The sequence below is a fragment of the Thermodesulfobacteriota bacterium genome (assembly GCA_040755095.1).
GTDB lineage: Bacteria > Desulfobacterota > Desulfobulbia > Desulfobulbales > JBFMBH01 > JBFMBH01.
On the sequence record JBFMBH010000110.1, the window covers coordinates 1 to 16,145 of the forward strand.

The window sequence follows — 16,145 nt, forward strand, 5'->3', positions numbered from 1 at the left end:
GAGCCAGGATCAAACTCTCCAGTTTGATTCCCTACCGCCTGATTTGGGTCCCCCCAAAACAGACGCTCTCTCCAAAAGGGCCCTACGCACTCTCGCTATTCAGTTTTCAAGGATCGTTGACTCGGCCGTCCGTCCGAGCGGCCCAGCGGCAAAGGTCGGCAACTTACTGGGTCGGCCTCGGGCTGTCAAGCCCTTTCTTGAAGCCATTTTCCTGCCCCGGTCTTTTGCCGTGGCGCAAAGGTTGGGAATGTAGCCGACGGTCTTCCTGTCGTCAACCAGAAAAAGCGCCAGCAACCACAATCGTCGAAGCCTAGTAACGCACCCGCACCCGGTAGGTGAGGGTCTTGGTGGTGCGGGCCGGCACTTGCAGCCGCCAGAGGGCAGTGTTGCTGTCGCCCTTGGTGTGGGTCAGACTCTCCTCCACGACCTCCCAGTCGCCGGGCATGGGCTCCAGCACCTTCACCGTCACCTTCTGGTTCTTGACGTTCTTGATCTCGATCTCGTAGGAGCTGTCAAAAACGTAGTTGTATTTGCCAAAGCCGGACAGCTTTTCGAAGTCGGTTTGCCGCTTGGAGGCAGTGACATCAAAGGATTCCCCGACCTTGATGTGCATGACCTCGTGTTCGGCCACATGGTCGATAAGATCCTCGCCCAGGAACTGCAGGGCTTCCTGTTGATCCTGCTTGTACACCCGCACCGCGCCTCGGGGCAGAGGCAGGCCCAGGTGGTTGTCCGCCAGGTTGCCCACTTCCAGGACAACACCCACCTTGAGCTGCTGCCCCAGGTCACCCACCGCCCGGCGGTAGTAGAAATCGTCACCGGTCAGGACGTACTCCTTGGTGCAGGTCACATCCGAGACCTGCAAAAGGGAAACCTGCTTGGTTTGGCTCTCGGCCATGGTGGTAGGCCGCCCCAGCCGATACAGGTAGTACTCGAAGAGGCCTTCCTGGGCACTGCCGGGCGCCACCCCCTGGTGCAAAGGGACGTCGTCCAGCAGCCGCACCGAGCGCTCCATCGCTGCGGTTGCCTGGTGAACGTCTCCGGCGACCAGCTGCACGCTGGCGTTCCGATACGACACCCCGCTGGTGTTGGTCAGGGTCACCCAGCCGTGCAGCTGCAGGCGGTCATCGTTGGCGCTCAGCTCGGCCACATAGTCCGCCTGCCAGGACAACCCCTCCGTCAGGTAGCTGAGCTGAAACAGCTGGGGCGCTTCCGAGTCGGTCTCGACCGTAGTGGCCAGCGTAGGGCGGTCCCGGAGGTTGCCCGGGAGGGAGGGAAAGGCGAGCCGGCCTGACCAGCCGGTCTCGATGCGCTCACCGATCCGCAGGACCGGGCCATCGGTGGCGGCCAGGACCACGGCCTCCTCCCACTCCTCCTCGCCGGAGCCAGGCTGGGGCCGAGCCACCTGAATGGTCCGGCCGACATATTCTTGCAGAAGCCGTTGGGGGGTGAGCAGATCGAAATCGAAGTTCTGCTCCGATACCGCCAGACTGATCCCGGGGGACACGCCGCGCAGGAGCGCTGTTTCCGGCCGGATGCGAGCACTGACCTCCCGAATCAGCAAACGGTTCTGGCCAGGATGCAGGCGGGCTACCCGGGTGTCCCGCACCAGGGCCAGATTGTCATTGTAGATGGTCACCGCGACCCGCTGCTGATCGTCCAGGGAGCTGACGCTCTCCTGGGATGCCGCGGTCCCCGTCCCAGCCGCCCAGGCGGCCAGGGCTACGCCCCACCACCATTTGCCTCCGCGCATCGCCTCCCCTCCCCATCCGTTGGGCTCGCCCCGGATCCAGCACCATGCTACTTTCGGTGACCTCCAAAGTCAACCAGTCGGGACCCACCTGTCCCGCGACCGCTTGCAATTTGATCAAGAACTGCAGTCTGTTACAGACTCAAGGCAGACAGACTCACCGGCCGGCCCGCCTGGCGCCGGTCCGGGAGGTACGCCCGGTCGGGTCCTCGACCAGGCCGCGCCAGCCAGCGCACGAGGAGCGACCATCCACCTCACCGGTTGCTTCTCCGGTCGGCACCAAAGAGCTTGCTCGGGGAGACCGGTGGTGTTACCCCTTGGAATCGAATCCGGGTGCCGACGGCTGTTCAGCCAAACCCATCGAGGATGCCATGCCCCTGTTTCTCATCTCGTTCTTGCTCGTCTTCAGCTCCTTCCACGCCTATTTCTTCCTGCGGCTGCAGGCGGCCCTGTGCCTGGGCAAAGCCGCCCGCGCCACTGTGCTGCTGGTGCTCCTGGCGGGGATCCTGGCACCGGTGGCTGTTCGCGTCCTGGAGATGCGGGGCTGGTGGCAGACCGCCACCGTCTTGGCCTGGATGGGCTACACCTGGATGGCGGTGGTCTTCCTGTTCGCGACCGCTGCTGCAGTCCTGGACTTGACCCGCCTTGTACTCCTGGCCAGCCGCCGGCTGGCGGGCTGGCCCCTCCCGGTCTGGGGGCCTGGACCTGCTCTGACCGTGCCGCTGCTCCTGGCCCTGGCGGCCACCACCCAGGGGCTGGTAGCCGCCGGCCACGTCCGGGTCGAAAGGGTCTCGATCCGTACGACCAGGCTGTCCCCAGCTGACGGCCCTTTGCGGGTGGCCCAGATCTCGGACTGCCACCTGGGGCTTCTCAACCGGCGTGCTTTTCTGAAGAACGTCATCACCCTGGTCCAGGCGGCCCGGCCCGACCTGGTGGTCTCCACAGGCGATCTGGTTGATGCGCCCATGGACCGGCTACCGGAGCTGGCCGCGGATTTGGCCGCCCTGACCCCACCCCTGGGCAAGCTTGCGGTCACCGGCAACCATGAGTACTACGTGGGGGTCGACCAGGCCCTGGACTTCACCCGGCGAGCCGGGTTCCGGGTCCTGCAGGGGGAGGTGGTGGAAGCCGGTCCCCTGGCCGTCGCCGGGGTCGACGACGCCACTGCCGCCGCCTTTGGCCAGCAGCCTTCCTTGCCGGAGGAGGCGCTGCTGGCGACGGCGCCGGCCTCACGCTTCCGCCTCTTCCTCAAGCACCGGCCCCAGGTGCACCCCGCCAGCCTGGGCCGCTTCGATCTGCAGCTGTCCGGGCACACCCACAAGGGCCAGATCTTCCCGTTCAGCATTGTCACGTGGCTCTACTACCCGGTGCACGCCGGGGTGCTGGCCCCGGTGGATGGCTGTTTTCTGTATGTCAGCCGAGGCACCGGCACCTGGGGCCCCCGGATCCGCTTCCTGAGCCCGCCGGAGATCACGATCATTGACCTGGTCCCGGCCGGACTGGCTGGCGTCGCTCCCGAGCCCTCGGCATAAAAAAACCCGAGCCCGACAGAATCCGGGCCCGGGGGCGGTTACTGGCCAGCCCGGTCTCTCAACGGCTCCAGGAAACCCGGATGGTCTTGTCGGCATCACCGTAGCGGAAGTTGAACTCGCCCTGGTAGGCCCTGGCCAGGGCCTCGCCGATGCGCCGGGCCACATGAACACCGGTGGTGGTAACCACGGTCTGCTCCGGTGTCTCGACAATCTCCATGATCCGCTCCATGGGCCTCTCCCGCCGCTCGTTCTCTCCCTCGTTGCGCACCAGATTCAGCAGCTCGCCCCGGTTCTTGGCATGGAACGGGCCGGAGATCTCGATGACGCCAGCAGGGAACTTGTCGGCCGCCCGCTGGCAGGCCGGGCAGATGATGCGCTGGGCCTCGTCTGGGCACTCTTTCCAGGCCCAGCGCCCATTCTGGTAGACGCAGGCGCAAACGACGCAGGCTGTTGGCTCCGGCCACTTCCCTGAGCCCTGATAGGCATCGTGCCGCTTCTGCTGGACCAGCCGGTCCCTTCTGCCCGTGCTCACGCTCCGCACCATATTCATGCCCTCCTTGCAGCCTGTTGTCGGATCGCTCCCCGGCCTCGGGTCGCCGGCCCCAGGGGAGCCCTCACGGTCAGGCTAGGAAAGGCTGAGCGGAGAAGTCAAGGAAAGAAAACGGAGGCCCATGCGCCTGGGCTTGGGCTCGGCCGGAGCGGCCGGGGGGCCGGGCGCGATCCAGGGGGTAGGCAGGGCACCGGGCGCCACCGAGGCCACCGCCTGCTGGAGCAAAGATCTCCCATGATCGCCTCGACCCGTCCGGCGGGCTACTGCCGTTCCATGAACTCCAGGGAAATGATCACCGTACGGTTCAGAGCCCGGCCTTCGGGCAGGGCGTTGTCGTAGGGTGGATCGGCCTCGCCGACGCCGCCGGCGGTGATCTGGCCGGGGGCGGCAACGCCGGAGCGGATGGTGGCGTCGTAGACCGCCTGGGCCCGGCGCTGGGAGAGGGCCAGGTTGTATGCGTCAGTGCCGATCATGTCGGTATGGCCGACGATCGCCAGCTGGGACTGAGGCAGCCCGGCCACCCGGCTGACCACCCGATCGACGATGATGGCGTTCACGCCTTTGAGCTCGGAGCGGTCGAACTCGAAAAGGATGAGGCCGTATTTCTCGATGACCTTGTAGTCCAGCCGCTGGGCGATCCGCTCCTGGCGCCGGATGACCTCGATGCGCAGGGGCACGCCGGTGGCCAACTGCAGCCGGTTCTCTTCCCGGTCGGTCACCGCCATCCGGGCGGAAAGCTGGCCCAGGGAGGCCAGACGGGCGAGGCCCAGGGTCTCGACGCCGAAGGTGAAGTCCGCCGGCGGCGGCCCCTGTCCCTGGACGCTGTCCAGAACCGTCTCCCCGCCCAGGAGCTGCATCTGCCAGGAGGCAACCCCGGCCTCCGCCTCGACGGCCGGGATCACCCGGATCTGTTTGGCGTCCACCGCCTCTTCGATATAGGTGCTCTTGATGACGTCCAGGATCGCCGGGTGGTCGGAGCGGATCTCCGCCCGCTGGTTCTCGGCCACCCCTTCCGGCACCCGGCTGGTGCTGGGCGCGTCGGGCAGGTTCTGGGCCGTGACCGAAAGCCGGGCCGGCTCGATCCCCCAGACATAGCGCAGATAGGCGGCCACCGCGTCGGCCCGGCTGCGGGACAGGGCCAGGGCACCCTTCTCCGGCCCGGTGTTGGCGTTGCAGCCGACGATGGTGACGCTGGCCTCGGGGTACAGCTGGAGCCGCCGGCCGATGACGTTCAGCACCTGGTGGTGCTTCTCCATGGTGCCGGTGAGCTTCTCCTCGGCAAAGCCGGCGGTCTCGCTCTGGCTGGCCAGGGTGACGTAGCGGGGGGGGATGGTGCTCGACCCGGCATCGAAGTACACCGCCGGCAGCATGGGCGAGCTGTCGACCACCGTGACCTCCTCGATCCGCACCACGGCCGGCGCCATGGCCAGGGTGCCGGCGGGCGGCGCCAGGAACCGGTAGGTGACCAGGTACTTGTGGAAGATGGTCGAGGCAAAGGACTTGAAGATGGGCAGGAAGTCCTCCACCCCTTTGGCCTTCTTGATCTGGCCGTGGTGGTCCTGGACAAAGGACTGCAGGAAGGGATCGAGGCCAGGCCGGTCCATGTAGTCCACGGCAAAGGCGGTGAAGTTGGCCAGGCCGGCGGTCGCGGCCGTGACCTGCGCCTCCTTGATCGTGCTGTTGATATCCTCCCCGTCCGAGAACACCACCATGAACTTCTGGTTCTTGGCCGGCATGGCGGCGGCGATCTCCAGGCCGGTCAGCATGGCATCCTTAAGATAGGTGCCGTCGGTGGTGATCCCCACCGAGTAGCGCTCGGCCAGGGCCTGGCTGATGGCCGCGGCGTCGCCGGAGCGGAACACCCGGGTGGAAGGCCGGGGCAGGTCAGGACCTGGGGCGCCCCCCCCGGGCCGCGGATCGACAAAGGTGACGACGGCCACGTCGTCGATGGGCCGGACCAGGGTCAAAAGCTCCTGCATGGCCGCAAGCACTGGGCCTACCGCCTGGCGGCGCTCCATGGAATAGGAATTGTCCAGTACCAGCACCAGGTTGAGCCCCAGGGGCCGTTCCTCCTTCAAGGGCTCCACGGACAGGACCTGAGCGGTCTTGGGTCCCCTGGTGATCATGAAGTCGTTCCGGGTCAGCCCCAGGACCGCCTCCCGCTGGGCATCCACCACCGAGACCACCAGCCGGCCCTCGTCCAGGATCTGAAAGCTGGGGCTGGCGTCCGGCCGGTTGACCCGAAGGCTCAGCTCTTCGAGCCCCGAGCCGTTCATGGCCCAGACAGGCATGGCGCAAACGAGCAGCAGGGCTGCCAGACCGCTCATGGTCAATCTCTTCGTCGTCATGATGACCTCCTTTCATGGATCACGTTGTGGCTTGCCGCCTTGGGTCAGGGCAGGCTGGCCAGCAAGGCCACCGGAAAGCGGCCGAGGACCTCGGCCAGCGGCAAAGCTGCCCGGCCTTGCCTTTGGCCGGCGGCGACGATCTCGCCGGTGAACAGGTTGTGGAACGAGGCCGCTGCGGTCCCCTCCGGCAGGAGCACCGCGGTGTCTCCCCAGGCGCTGCCCAGGGGGGGCCCAGGACCGGGCGCCAGCATGCCCATGACCAGCCGGGGCGCCACCACCAGGGCCAGGGACTCGCCCAGGGCCCGGGCAAAGGCGACGACCGACTCGGCGCCGGTACCGGCCGCCTTGAGGGGAAGATAGGCGCCCTCCTGAAAGAGGGCTCGCTCCTGGCGCCGGAAGCGCAAGGCCCTGGCGACAAGAAAGAGCTTGATGCGGCCGTCACGGCGGCTGGCGACCAGCTCCTCGGCCAGGGCGGTGGTGCCGATCTCCCGTTCCCGCTGCTCCAGGTCGGCCAGCATCCCCATGCGCAGCTCGAAATCCACCGGCTGCCGGTTGTCCGGATCCACCAGCCGCAGATACCACAGCTCGGTGCCCTGGTAGAGGTCCGGCACCCCGGGGCTGGCGATCTTGACCAGGGCCTGGGACAGGCCATAGGCCATGCCGGCCTCGGCGACCGGGGCCAGGAACCTTTGGAGACCGGCCAGAAAGCGGCTGGCGCGGACCGGGTCCAGGATGGCGGCCACGAAGGCGGCCACCGCCTCCTCGTGGCCGCGATGGGGGGAGATCCAGGAGCTGTTCACCTTCGCCTCCCGCACCGCTTTCTCCATGTAGCCCTGGATCCGGGCGGTGAAGACCTGCTGCCCTTGCCGATCCTGCGGCTCCAGAGGCCAGGCTCCCACCAGGGTCTGGTAGAGGAGGTACTCCTCGTTGCGGTCCGGGGCGAGACCGCCCTCCACAGCCCTCTTGTGGCGGCGGTTGAGGCGAGACCAGCGGCCCACCGCCTCCCGCCAGGCCTCCGGGATCTCGGTGAGGGCGGCGATCCGCACCCGCACATCCTCGCCCCGCTTGCTGTCGTGGGTCGTGGTGGCCAGCATTCCGTGCCGCTCCCCCCGGCTGCGCTCGATGTTCTGGCCATGGAAGGCCTCCAGGGAAAGACCGAACCGCTCCGGATCACCGCCGACCTCGTTGAGACAGGTCAGGCGGTTGGCCACGTAACAGGCGGTATCCTCCACGCCCTTGGCCATCACCGGGCCGGTAACCTGCTGGAAGCGCATGACGAAGTCCAGCCACCGCCGGCGCTCCTCGTCACTGATGCCCGGGGGGAAGCGCAGGAGGAGCACATCCCGGATGAACTCGAAGATGGAGGCGTTGAGGGCCGGGTTGCGGCGCCGGGCCCGGGCCACCGCCTGCTCGATGTAGCCCCGGTCCCGGTCGCTCACCGCCAGGCTGTTGATGTAGGTGCGGTAGACCGGGAAATGGGCGATCACCTCCACCAGGGCCTTGATCTGGCTGGGCAGGGTGAAGTCCCGGGTGTGGCGGTTGATCTCGGAAAGGACGTTCAGGTAATGACCCAGGGTGTTGACCTCGGCGGCCATGGAGACCTGCATGACCAGCTTCTTGCCGGCCACGGCGCTCTCGGCGAAGGACAGCTCGCTGCCGGTGAAACGGCGGTAAATTCGGTCGAAGGCCTTGGCCTGGCGGCTGTCCACGAAGATCCCCGTGAGGGCGTTGAGGAACCCATAGCCGGTCTCGCCAAAGATGGGCCAGTCGGCGGGCAGCCGCTCCCCCTTGGTGAGGATCTTCTCGCCCACCACGTAACAGGACCGCTCGGCGGCAGGCTCCGGCGAGTCCACCGGCGGTGGCAGCGGGCCCGCCGCCAGGGCACACTCCTCCTGGAGGCGCTGCAGATAGGCGGCCGGGTCATAGAGGCCATCGGCATGGTCCACCCGGAGGCCAGTGACCCGTCCTTCCCGCATCAGGGACAGGACCAGACGGTGGGTGTCGGCAAAAACCTGTGGCCGCTCGACCCGGATCGCGGCCAGGGCGTTGATGTCGAAGAAGCGGCGGTAGTTGATCTCCTCCATGGCCACCTGCCAATGGGACAGGCGGTAGACCTGCTCCCGGAGGAGGGCGTCCAGAAGGTCGAAGCTGACCGGGTCGCCGGGGCTGCCGTTCATCCGGACCACACTGGCGTCGATATGGCTGCGGACCGCCGGACCTTCCTGCCAGAGACGCCAGAGACGCCTTTTCACCACCTCTTTCTCCCGATAGCGCTCCGCCACCCGTTCCGGATCCCGCTCGGTGTACAGCGGCAGATTGCGCAGCGCGGTGATGATGCTTTCATACTCCTGCAGGTCCGGGTGATCCTCCCCCAGGGCCGCGGTGAGCCCGGGCAGGTCCAGGCTCAGGATCTGGACATAGGTCTTGGGGATGATGGGGAAGCGGTGCTGCCAGTAGTGGAGGAAAAAGGCCCCTTCCTGAAAGACCAGGGCCAGCTCGCCGTTCTCCAGCACCGCGCCGTACTGGTCCCCCAAGACCGGCAGCAGCACCTTGTTGGCCAGCTCGCCCTTCACCGGCTGCCAGTCGATGTCGAACACCTCGGCATAGGGAGAGCTGGGGCCGTTTTCCAGCACATCCATCCACCAGGCGTTCTCCGGGCTCTCGACGCACATGTGGTTGGGGACGATGTCCAGGATCTGGCCCATGCCCCGCTCGCGGAGCCGGGCACAAAGGCGATCATAGTCGGCGGCCTCCCCCAGCTCCGGATTGAGCTGGTGGTGGTCAACGATGTCGTAGCCATGGCCGCTGCCGGGCCGGGCCTTGAAAAGAGGAGAGGCGTAAAGGTCGGTGATGCCCAGGGCGTCGAGATAGGGGACGAGACGGCTGGCGGAGGCAAAGCCGAGATCCCGGTTGAGCTGCAGGCGGTAGGTAGCGCTGGGCAGGCGCAGGCTGGGCGGATGCTGCTCGCTCATGGGGTGTCTCCCCACAGGTGGTGGAGGATGGCGTTGCCATCACTCCTCTTGGTAGACGACCACCCCGAAGGGCGGCAGTTGCACCGCCTGGACAGGGGCATCCACCGGGAGCACGGCTGGCAGGCCGCTGCCCGGGCCACCCCACCGCGGGGCGGTGCTGTCGATGCGCAGCCGCCAGCGACCAGGAGTCATGGACAACGGCAGCTGCTGGGCCTGGCCGGAGAAGCCCAGGACCACCACCAGGGCCTGGCGGTAGGTCAGGACCAGGGCCTGGCGCTCCCGGTCCTCCGCCACCGCCGGCCGGCCGGTCACAAGATCCTGCGCCCGGAGCTGGCGGCGCAGGGCAATGAGAGCATGGTACCAGCCCAGGAGACAGGCGTGGGCGCCCTGGCTCGCCAGCCCCGGACGAAGACGGGCGGCGGCGAAGGTCGCCTCGTCCTGGGGATCCGGCACCTCCTTCCGCCAGCCGGCGGCGGCAAGCTCCTGCCGCCGGCCGGCCCGCACCGCGGCCACCAGCTCCGGATCGCCGTGGCTGACAAAGTAGGGAAACGGGGCCGGCTCGCCGTACTCCTCGCCCATGAAGAGAAGGGGCACAAAGGGCGACAGGAGCACGCAGGCAGCCGCCAGCTTGAGCTGCGGCAGGCCCAGGGAGGCAGCCAGGCGATCCCCTTGCGCCCGGTTGCCGACCTGATCGTGGTTCTGGGCGAAGACCACCAGCCGGCCGGGATCCAGATCCGGTGGCAGCGGTGCGCCGTGGCGGCGGCGGCGGTAGGCGGAGTAGTCGCCCGCCACCACGAAGCCCTGGCGGCAGGCCCGGGCCAGGCTGGACAACCCCGAGAAATCCTGGTAGTAGCCCTGGCGCTCGCCGGTGAGAAGAACATGCAGGGCGTGGTGGAAGTCGTCGTTCCACTGGCCATCGAGGCCGAAGCCGCCGGCCGCGGGCTGGGCCAGGAGGCGGGGATCGTTCTGGTCGCTTTCGGCGATCACCTGCACCTGGCGGCCCAGAGCCTGGGCCTGCCGGTGCACGGCCGCGGTCAACTCGGCCAGGATGTGGCGGGCGCCGCAGTCGACAATGCCGTGCACCGCATCCAGCCGCAGCCCGTCGAGGTGGTACTCGGTGATCCAGTACAGGGCGTTGGCGATGACAAAATGGCGCACCTCGTCGCTCCACGGGCCGTCGAAGTTGATGGCCTGGCCCCAGGGGGTGCGGTAACGGTCGGTGGTGTAGTAGCCGAAGCAGCCGGAGTAGTTGCCCTCCGGCCCCAGGTGGTTGTAGACCACGTCGAGGAGCACCGCCAGACCCCGCTGGTGGCAGGCGTCCACCAGGGCCTTCAGGCCGTCCGGCCCGCCGTAGCTGTTCTGGACCGCAAAGGGGAAGGCGCCGTCGTAGCCCCAGTTGCGGTGCCCTGGAAACTGGGCCACCGGCATGATCTCCACGGCGGTCACCCCGAGGGCCACGAGATGATCGAGGCGTGCAGCCACGCCGGCAAAGGTGCCGGCCAGGCTGCAGGTGCCGACGTGAACCTCGTAGAGGAGGTAGTCAGCGAGGGCCAGGCCTGTCCAGGCCGCATCCTGCCAGGGATAGGCGGCAGGAGCAACCATCGCCGACGGTCCGTGCACCCCGTCCGGCTGCCAGCGGGAGGCGGGGTCCGGCCGCCGGCTGCCATCCGGCAGCTGGTACCAGTAGCGGCTGCCGGCAGGCACCTCCGGGATCCGGGCCGAAAAGTAGCCCCGCTCCTCCGGGGTCATGGCCACCAGCCGCTCACCCGGGCCACCGGCAACCACCACCGCCAAGGTCTCCACCCTGGGCGCCCAGATCCGGAAACAGCAGCTGCCATCGGCCAGGGCGGTCGCGCCGAGATCGAGCTGCCAGGGCTCGTTCCGGGGGAGGGGCGGCGTGGTCATGGGTGTTCCTTTTGTCCTGCCGGCAAGGTCGCGGGCGCCGTCCGGGCAGCCACGGGGGCTGCCCCTACGACAATCGCCGGCTGCCGGGGCGGCGGCGCCGGGGGCCGAAGCCCGTGTCTACGATAGCAGGAGCGCCCCGACCTCTGGCAAGGACAAATCCGGCGGGGCGGCAGGGCAACGGGGCGTGGGCCGCCTATGGGGCAGGCAAGGGACCGGGCGGGGGGACGGCACCGGCCTGGGCCGGGCCCAAGGCCGGGTGGCCGGCGGTGGCGTGCTGGATGATCTGGCGGACGATCTCCTGGAGCAGGCCGAAATCGTCAGTCTTGGAGAAGTACAGGCAATGGCCGGGCGGGCAGAGGTCGATGACCCGGTGGTCGGAGACGGAGGTGGAAAGGACGACCACGGGCAGGTCCCTGAGATCGGGGTCCGCCATCATGGCCGCCAGCACCTCCCGGCCGTTCATGACCGGCAGGTTGAGATCCAGGACCACCACGTCCGGCCGGAGGGCAGCGGCAAAAGCGCCCTGCCGGCGGAGGACCTGCAGCGCCTTCAGGCCATGCTCGACCACCTGCAGGCGGGCGGGGATCTGGCAATCGGCCAGGGCCTCCTCGAAGAAGGTCACGTCCGCCGGATTGTCTTCCACCAGCAGGATGGTGCAGGGAGCAGCAGGGCTCATGATGCCTCCGGCAGCGTGAAGAAGAAGATGCTTCCTTCCCCCACCCGGGACTCGACCCAGATCCTGCCGCCGTGCCGCTCGACGATCTTCTTGCAGATGGCAAGGCCGATGCCAGTGCCGCTGTATTGCTCCCGGGTGTGCAGCCGCTGGAAGATCACAAAGACCCGCTCGAGCGCGGCCTCGGCGATGCCGATGCCGTTATCCCGCACCGAGAACCGCCACTGGCTGCCGTCCTTGGCCACCCCGACGTGCACCACGCAGGGGCCGTTGTTCTGGCGAAACTTGATGGCATTGCTGATGAGGTTCTGGAAGAGCTGCATGAGCTGGGTGGCGTCTCCCAGCACCACCGGCAGCGCGTCGTGGGTCACCACCGAGCCGGACTTGCGGATACGGCTGCCCAGGTTGGCCAGGGCCTTGGCCAGGACCTGCTCCGCATCCGTCGGCCGGAGGCGGTCAGCCCGGCTCGCCACCCGGCTGAATTCCAGGAGGTCGCTGATGAGCTGCGACATGCGGGTCGCGCCCTCGACCGCGTAGGTGATGAACTGCCGGGCCTTGTCGTCCAGCTGCGGCTTGTAGCGGTCGTCGAGCAGCTTCAGAAAGCCCTTGACCATCCTGAGCGGCTCCTGCAGGTCGTGGCTGGCCACGTAGGCGAACTGCTGCAGGTCCTCATTGGAGCGCCGCAGCTCGTCCACCGCTCGCCGCAGCGCCTCGTCGCCCTCCTTGAGCTCGGTGATGTCCTGGGCGATCCCGAAACCGCCCAGAAGACGGCCTCCCGCATCCCGTTCCAGGTAGGCCTTCTCCCGGACCCACTTGACCCGGCCGTCCACCACGATCCGATGCTCGAGGTCATAAGGGGCGCCGCCCAACGCCGCCTCCCATTGGGCGGCCACCTGCTCGCGGTCATCGGGATGGACAGCCTTCAGAAAGGCCTCGTAGGTCAGGGGCGTGCCCGGTGGCACCCCGAAGATGCGGTAGGTCTCGTCGGACCAGGCGAGCGTGTTCTCCCGGGTGTCCAGGCGCCAGCTCCCGATCTGCCCTACCGCCTGGGCGCGGTCAAGATCTTCCCGGCTGCGCCGCAGGGCCTCCTCGGCCGCCTTGCGGGCGGTGGTCTCCTCGACCACCATGCTGAGGCCCGTCACCTGGCCCTGGGCATCGGTGATCGGCAGCCACTGTTCCAGGAAGCTGCGCTTGACCCCTGGCTGGGCCGGGGTCTCGCTGACGATCTCGATGTCTTCCTGCGGCTGGCCGGTGGTCAGGATGCGGCGCAGCATCGGCCCGGCGACCTCAGCCAGCTCGGGCAGAAGATCCCGCATCCGTTTGCCGATGTGGGCCGGGGCCGGGATGCCGTGCATCTCCGCCAGGCGCTCGTTGATGCGCACGAAGCGCAGCTCCCGGTCCAGCACCCCGAGGCCCACCGGTGCGCTGCGGTACAGGTCTTCGATCTCGGCCAGGCGCTGCCGTGCCAGATCCTCGGCCCGGCGGCGGTCGGTGACATTGCGGCCGTACATGTTGGCGTAGCCTTCCGCCGGGACGGGAGCGACGGCCACTGCAAAAAGGATGTCCCCCAGCTCCATATCCTCTTCGATGGTGCTGCCCTCGGCCAGGGCCTGCCTGGCCAGGCGCCGCAGCTCCTCCTGGGGCAGGAGCTGGCCGACTTCACCACGCCAGGCCGGCTGGGCCCGGGCCGCGGGGTTCTGGTAGAGGACCACGCCGCTGGCCGAGACGCGGATGACCGGATTGGGGTTTTCCGCCGGGAAGCGTCCCACCCAGTGGGCCCGGGCCTCGCTGACCCGCAAGGCGTCGGTCAGCTCCTTGAGCCCGGTGACATCGGCGAAGGTGACCACCACCCCTTCGACACGGCCACTTTGGGTCCGGTAGGGCAGGATACGCCGGCTGTGCCAGGTACCGTCCTCGGCCTGCACCTCGGCCGCTGCCGGCGCCAGGCCCTTGAGCACCCGCCGCGCGTCATCCAGGAAGATCGGATCCTGGAACCGGCGCACCACCTCGGTGATGGGCCGGCCGATATCGCTGTCGATCAGGCTGAAGAGCCGAGTGACGGCCGGGGTGAACCGGCGGACCCGCAGGTCCTGGTCCAGAAAGAGCGTCGCCACCCCGCCGGAGACCAGGAGGTTGGCGATGTCGTTGCCAGCCCGCTCCAGCTCCGCCACCTTCTCCTGGAGCCGCTGGTTGACCGCCTGCAGCTCCTCGTTCAGGCTGTGCAGCTCCTCCTGGGAGGTGTGCAGCTCCTCGTTGGCCGCCTGCAGCTCCTCGTTGGCGGACATGGCCTCTTCATTGGCCGCCCGGAGGTGCTCGTTGGACTGCTCCAGCCGCTCGATGGTGCCGGAGAGCTCCTCGCGGGTGAGCAAAAGCTCGTCCTCCACCTGGCTGAGCCGGCTGGGCGCTGCCTCGACCGCCGTTCCCCGGGCTGCCCGCGTCACCCGCTGCCGCTCGAAGGTCACCAGGAACAGGCCCTCAGCCTCGGGGGACTGCCGCAGAGGGCTGACCGTGACCCGCACCGGCAGGAGCCGGCCGCCTTTCTTCACCCGGGCCTGCACGGCGATCCTGGCATTCTCGCTCACCGCCTGGCCCAGGGCCGACGCCAGCCGGTGCTGCAAGCCTTCCCGGGCGGCATCCACCAGAAGACCGGTCTGGACGCCGGGCGGCAGGTGGAGAAAGTCCCCGAGGTCGCCGTGGAGAAAAAGGGGCGCGCCGTGGCGGTCCACGACCACAGAAGGCGGGCCGAACCGCTCGGCGATCCCCTGGTGGGCCATCTCCGCCAGCCGCGGGCGGGGACGGGACTGGGCGGGCAGGGCCGGCAGCAGCCGGCCGGCGGCACGGCGCGGCAGATCAAGGCCGATGGGGGTGGCCAGGCCCTTCTTGCGGTAGATCCGCCAGCGGGTCGATACCGGATCGAACAGGTGCTCGTGGCCACTCACGGTCTCGGCCGCGCCCAGGAAGAGGTAGCCGCCCTCCCGCAAGGCGAAATGGAACAGCTGGATGATCCGTCGTTGCGCCGGTTGATCGAGGTAGATGAGGAGGTTGCGGCAGCTCACCAGGTCGAGTCTGGAGAACGGTGGGTCGCAGGTCAGGTCCTGCTGGGCAAAGACCATGACCTCCGAGAGCGGCTTGGCCACCTGGTAGCCGCCCTCCTGGCGCTCGAAATAGCGGGCCAGGCGGGCCGGCGTCACCCCTTTCATCTCCTCCTCGGCGTACTGCCCCGCCCGGGCGCCGCGGACGGCCGCCTCGTCGGCATCGGTGGCAAAAAGTTGCAGGCCCAGCGCCTTGCCGCTTTTCTCAATCGCTTCGGCGAAGAGGATGCCCAGGCTGTACGCCTCCTTGCCATTGGCGCAGGCCGGCACCCAGGCCCGCAGGGTGGAATGCGGCGGCGCGGCAGCGACCACTTCGACCACGACCTTGTCCTGCAAGAAAAGCCAGGCCTCGGCCTGCCGGAAGAACGCGGTGACGCCGATCAGGAGGTCCTGGCGCATGGCGGCTGGCTCTCCGCGATGGGTGCGCAGCAGGCGGGCGTAGTCGTCGAAGGTGGCCAGGCCGTGGAGGGCCATCCGCCGGCGGATCCGGCGCTCCAGGGTGGCCCGCTTGTAGCAGTGGAAATCGTGACCGGTAAAGGCCTGGATCGCGGCCAGGACGGCCGCCAGACCGGCCTCCTCCTCCTGGCGGGTGGTGAGGGCGAGAAGCTCGCTGGCCCGCTGCCGCAGATAGGCGCTGAGCCCGGCCGGTGGCAGCACCGCATCGGCATGGCCGGCGGCGATGGCGCTGGCCGGCATCTCCGGGAAATCGGCGCTCGCCGGCGTCTGGGCCACGGTGGCGCCGCCCAGGGTCTTGATCTCCGCCAGCCCGTGGGTGCCGTCCGTGCCGCTGCCCGACAGGATCAGCCCCACCGCCCGGTGGCCCTGATCGACGGCCAGGGTGCAGAAGAAATGGTCAACGGGCAGCACGAGGCTCTGGCACTGCGCCACGTCCAGAACCGTCAGCCGGCCTCCGGTCAGGGACAGGGACTTGCCGGGGGGGGTGACGTAGACATGATCCGCCTCGATGGCAGCGCCATCCACCGCCTCCACCACCGCCAGCGACGTCTCACCGGCCAGCGTGCTGGCGACGTCGCTGTCCGCCGGCGCCGGCAGGTGAAAAACAATCACCAGCGCCAGCCCCTGGCCCTGTTCCAGGCCGGCCAGGAGGGTGCGCAGGGGCGTAAGCCCCCCGGCCGAGGCGCCGATACCGGCCACCAGCACCGGCCGCCGGCGCCCGCCCGGCGCGGGCACCGCTACCGGCATGATGCCGCCCGGCTGGGGGGCGGTCTTTCCGCTTGCCAGGGCGGCACAGGGCGGGGCTGGTGCATCGGGTTGGCGCATGGGCAGATCTTGGCAGGGGCTCCGGGGTGGGATGCCGAGCCG

Annotated in this window: 8 protein-coding genes; 1 reads left to right on the forward strand and 7 read right to left on the reverse strand. The window is 68.4% G+C overall.

Annotation, left to right across the window (positions count from 1 at the left end; all coding sequences use genetic code 11):
- Window positions 1-310 precede the first annotated feature (310 nt).
- A complete protein-coding gene (locus AB1634_14725; GenBank protein ID MEW6220768.1) occupies window positions 311-1,753 on the reverse strand; it encodes a DUF4139 domain-containing protein in 1,443 nt (480 codons plus the stop codon).
- A gap of 368 nt (window positions 1,754-2,121) precedes the next feature.
- On the opposite strand from AB1634_14725, the gene AB1634_14730 reads away from it, so the two are divergent.
- Window positions 2,122-3,282: a metallophosphoesterase gene (locus AB1634_14730; GenBank protein ID MEW6220769.1), complete on the forward strand. Its 1,161-nt coding sequence runs from the start codon at window positions 2,122-2,124 to the stop codon at window positions 3,280-3,282.
- A gap of 58 nt (window positions 3,283-3,340) precedes the next feature.
- Here AB1634_14730 and AB1634_14735 read toward each other — a convergent pair whose 3' ends face one another.
- From AB1634_14735 to AB1634_14760, 6 genes are all read right to left on the reverse strand, one after another.
- Window positions 3,341-3,826: a BCAM0308 family protein gene (locus AB1634_14735; GenBank protein ID MEW6220770.1), complete on the reverse strand. Its 486-nt coding sequence runs from the start codon at window positions 3,824-3,826 to the stop codon at window positions 3,341-3,343.
- A gap of 266 nt (window positions 3,827-4,092) precedes the next feature.
- Window positions 4,093-6,180: an OmpA family protein gene (locus AB1634_14740; GenBank protein MEW6220771.1), complete on the reverse strand. Its 2,088-nt coding sequence runs from the start codon at window positions 6,178-6,180 to the stop codon at window positions 4,093-4,095.
- A 44-nt stretch (window positions 6,181-6,224) separates the two neighbouring features.
- Complete coding sequence (gene treY / locus AB1634_14745) at window positions 6,225-9,152, reverse strand: malto-oligosyltrehalose synthase (GenBank protein ID MEW6220772.1); 2,928 nt, start codon at window positions 9,150-9,152, stop codon at window positions 6,225-6,227.
- A 39-nt stretch (window positions 9,153-9,191) separates the two neighbouring features.
- On the reverse strand, window positions 9,192-11,057 hold the full coding sequence (gene treZ, locus AB1634_14750; protein MEW6220773.1) for a malto-oligosyltrehalose trehalohydrolase: 1,866 nt from the start codon (window positions 11,055-11,057) through the stop codon (window positions 9,192-9,194).
- Between the two features lie 193 nt (window positions 11,058-11,250).
- A complete protein-coding gene (locus AB1634_14755; protein MEW6220774.1) occupies window positions 11,251-11,733 on the reverse strand; it encodes a response regulator in 483 nt (160 codons plus the stop codon).
- A complete protein-coding gene (locus tag AB1634_14760; GenBank protein ID MEW6220775.1) occupies window positions 11,730-16,103 on the reverse strand; it encodes a CheR family methyltransferase in 4,374 nt (1,457 codons plus the stop codon). The genes AB1634_14755 and AB1634_14760 overlap by 4 nt, the downstream gene beginning before the upstream one ends.
- Window positions 16,104-16,145 lie beyond the last annotated feature (42 nt).

Excerpts from the sequence above, each read along its gene's own strand:
- AB1634_14730 (MEW6220769.1), top strand. The coding sequence starts at position 2,122 with ATGCCCCTGTTTCTCATCTCGTTCTTGCTCGTCTTCAGCTCCTTCCAC.
- treZ (MEW6220773.1), bottom strand. The coding sequence starts at position 11,057 with ATGACCACGCCGCCCCTCCCCCGGAACGAGCCCTGGCAGCTCGATCTC.
- AB1634_14755 (MEW6220774.1), bottom strand. The coding sequence starts at position 11,733 with ATGAGCCCTGCTGCTCCCTGCACCATCCTGCTGGTGGAAGACAATCCG.
- AB1634_14740 (MEW6220771.1), bottom strand. The coding sequence starts at position 6,180 with ATGACGACGAAGAGATTGACCATGAGCGGTCTGGCAGCCCTGCTGCTC.
- treY (MEW6220772.1), bottom strand. The coding sequence starts at position 9,152 with ATGAGCGAGCAGCATCCGCCCAGCCTGCGCCTGCCCAGCGCTACCTAC.
- AB1634_14735 (MEW6220770.1), bottom strand. The coding sequence starts at position 3,826 with ATGGTGCGGAGCGTGAGCACGGGCAGAAGGGACCGGCTGGTCCAGCAG.
- AB1634_14725 (MEW6220768.1), bottom strand. The coding sequence starts at position 1,753 with ATGCGCGGAGGCAAATGGTGGTGGGGCGTAGCCCTGGCCGCCTGGGCG.
- AB1634_14760 (MEW6220775.1), bottom strand. The coding sequence starts at position 16,103 with ATGCGCCAACCCGATGCACCAGCCCCGCCCTGTGCCGCCCTGGCAAGC.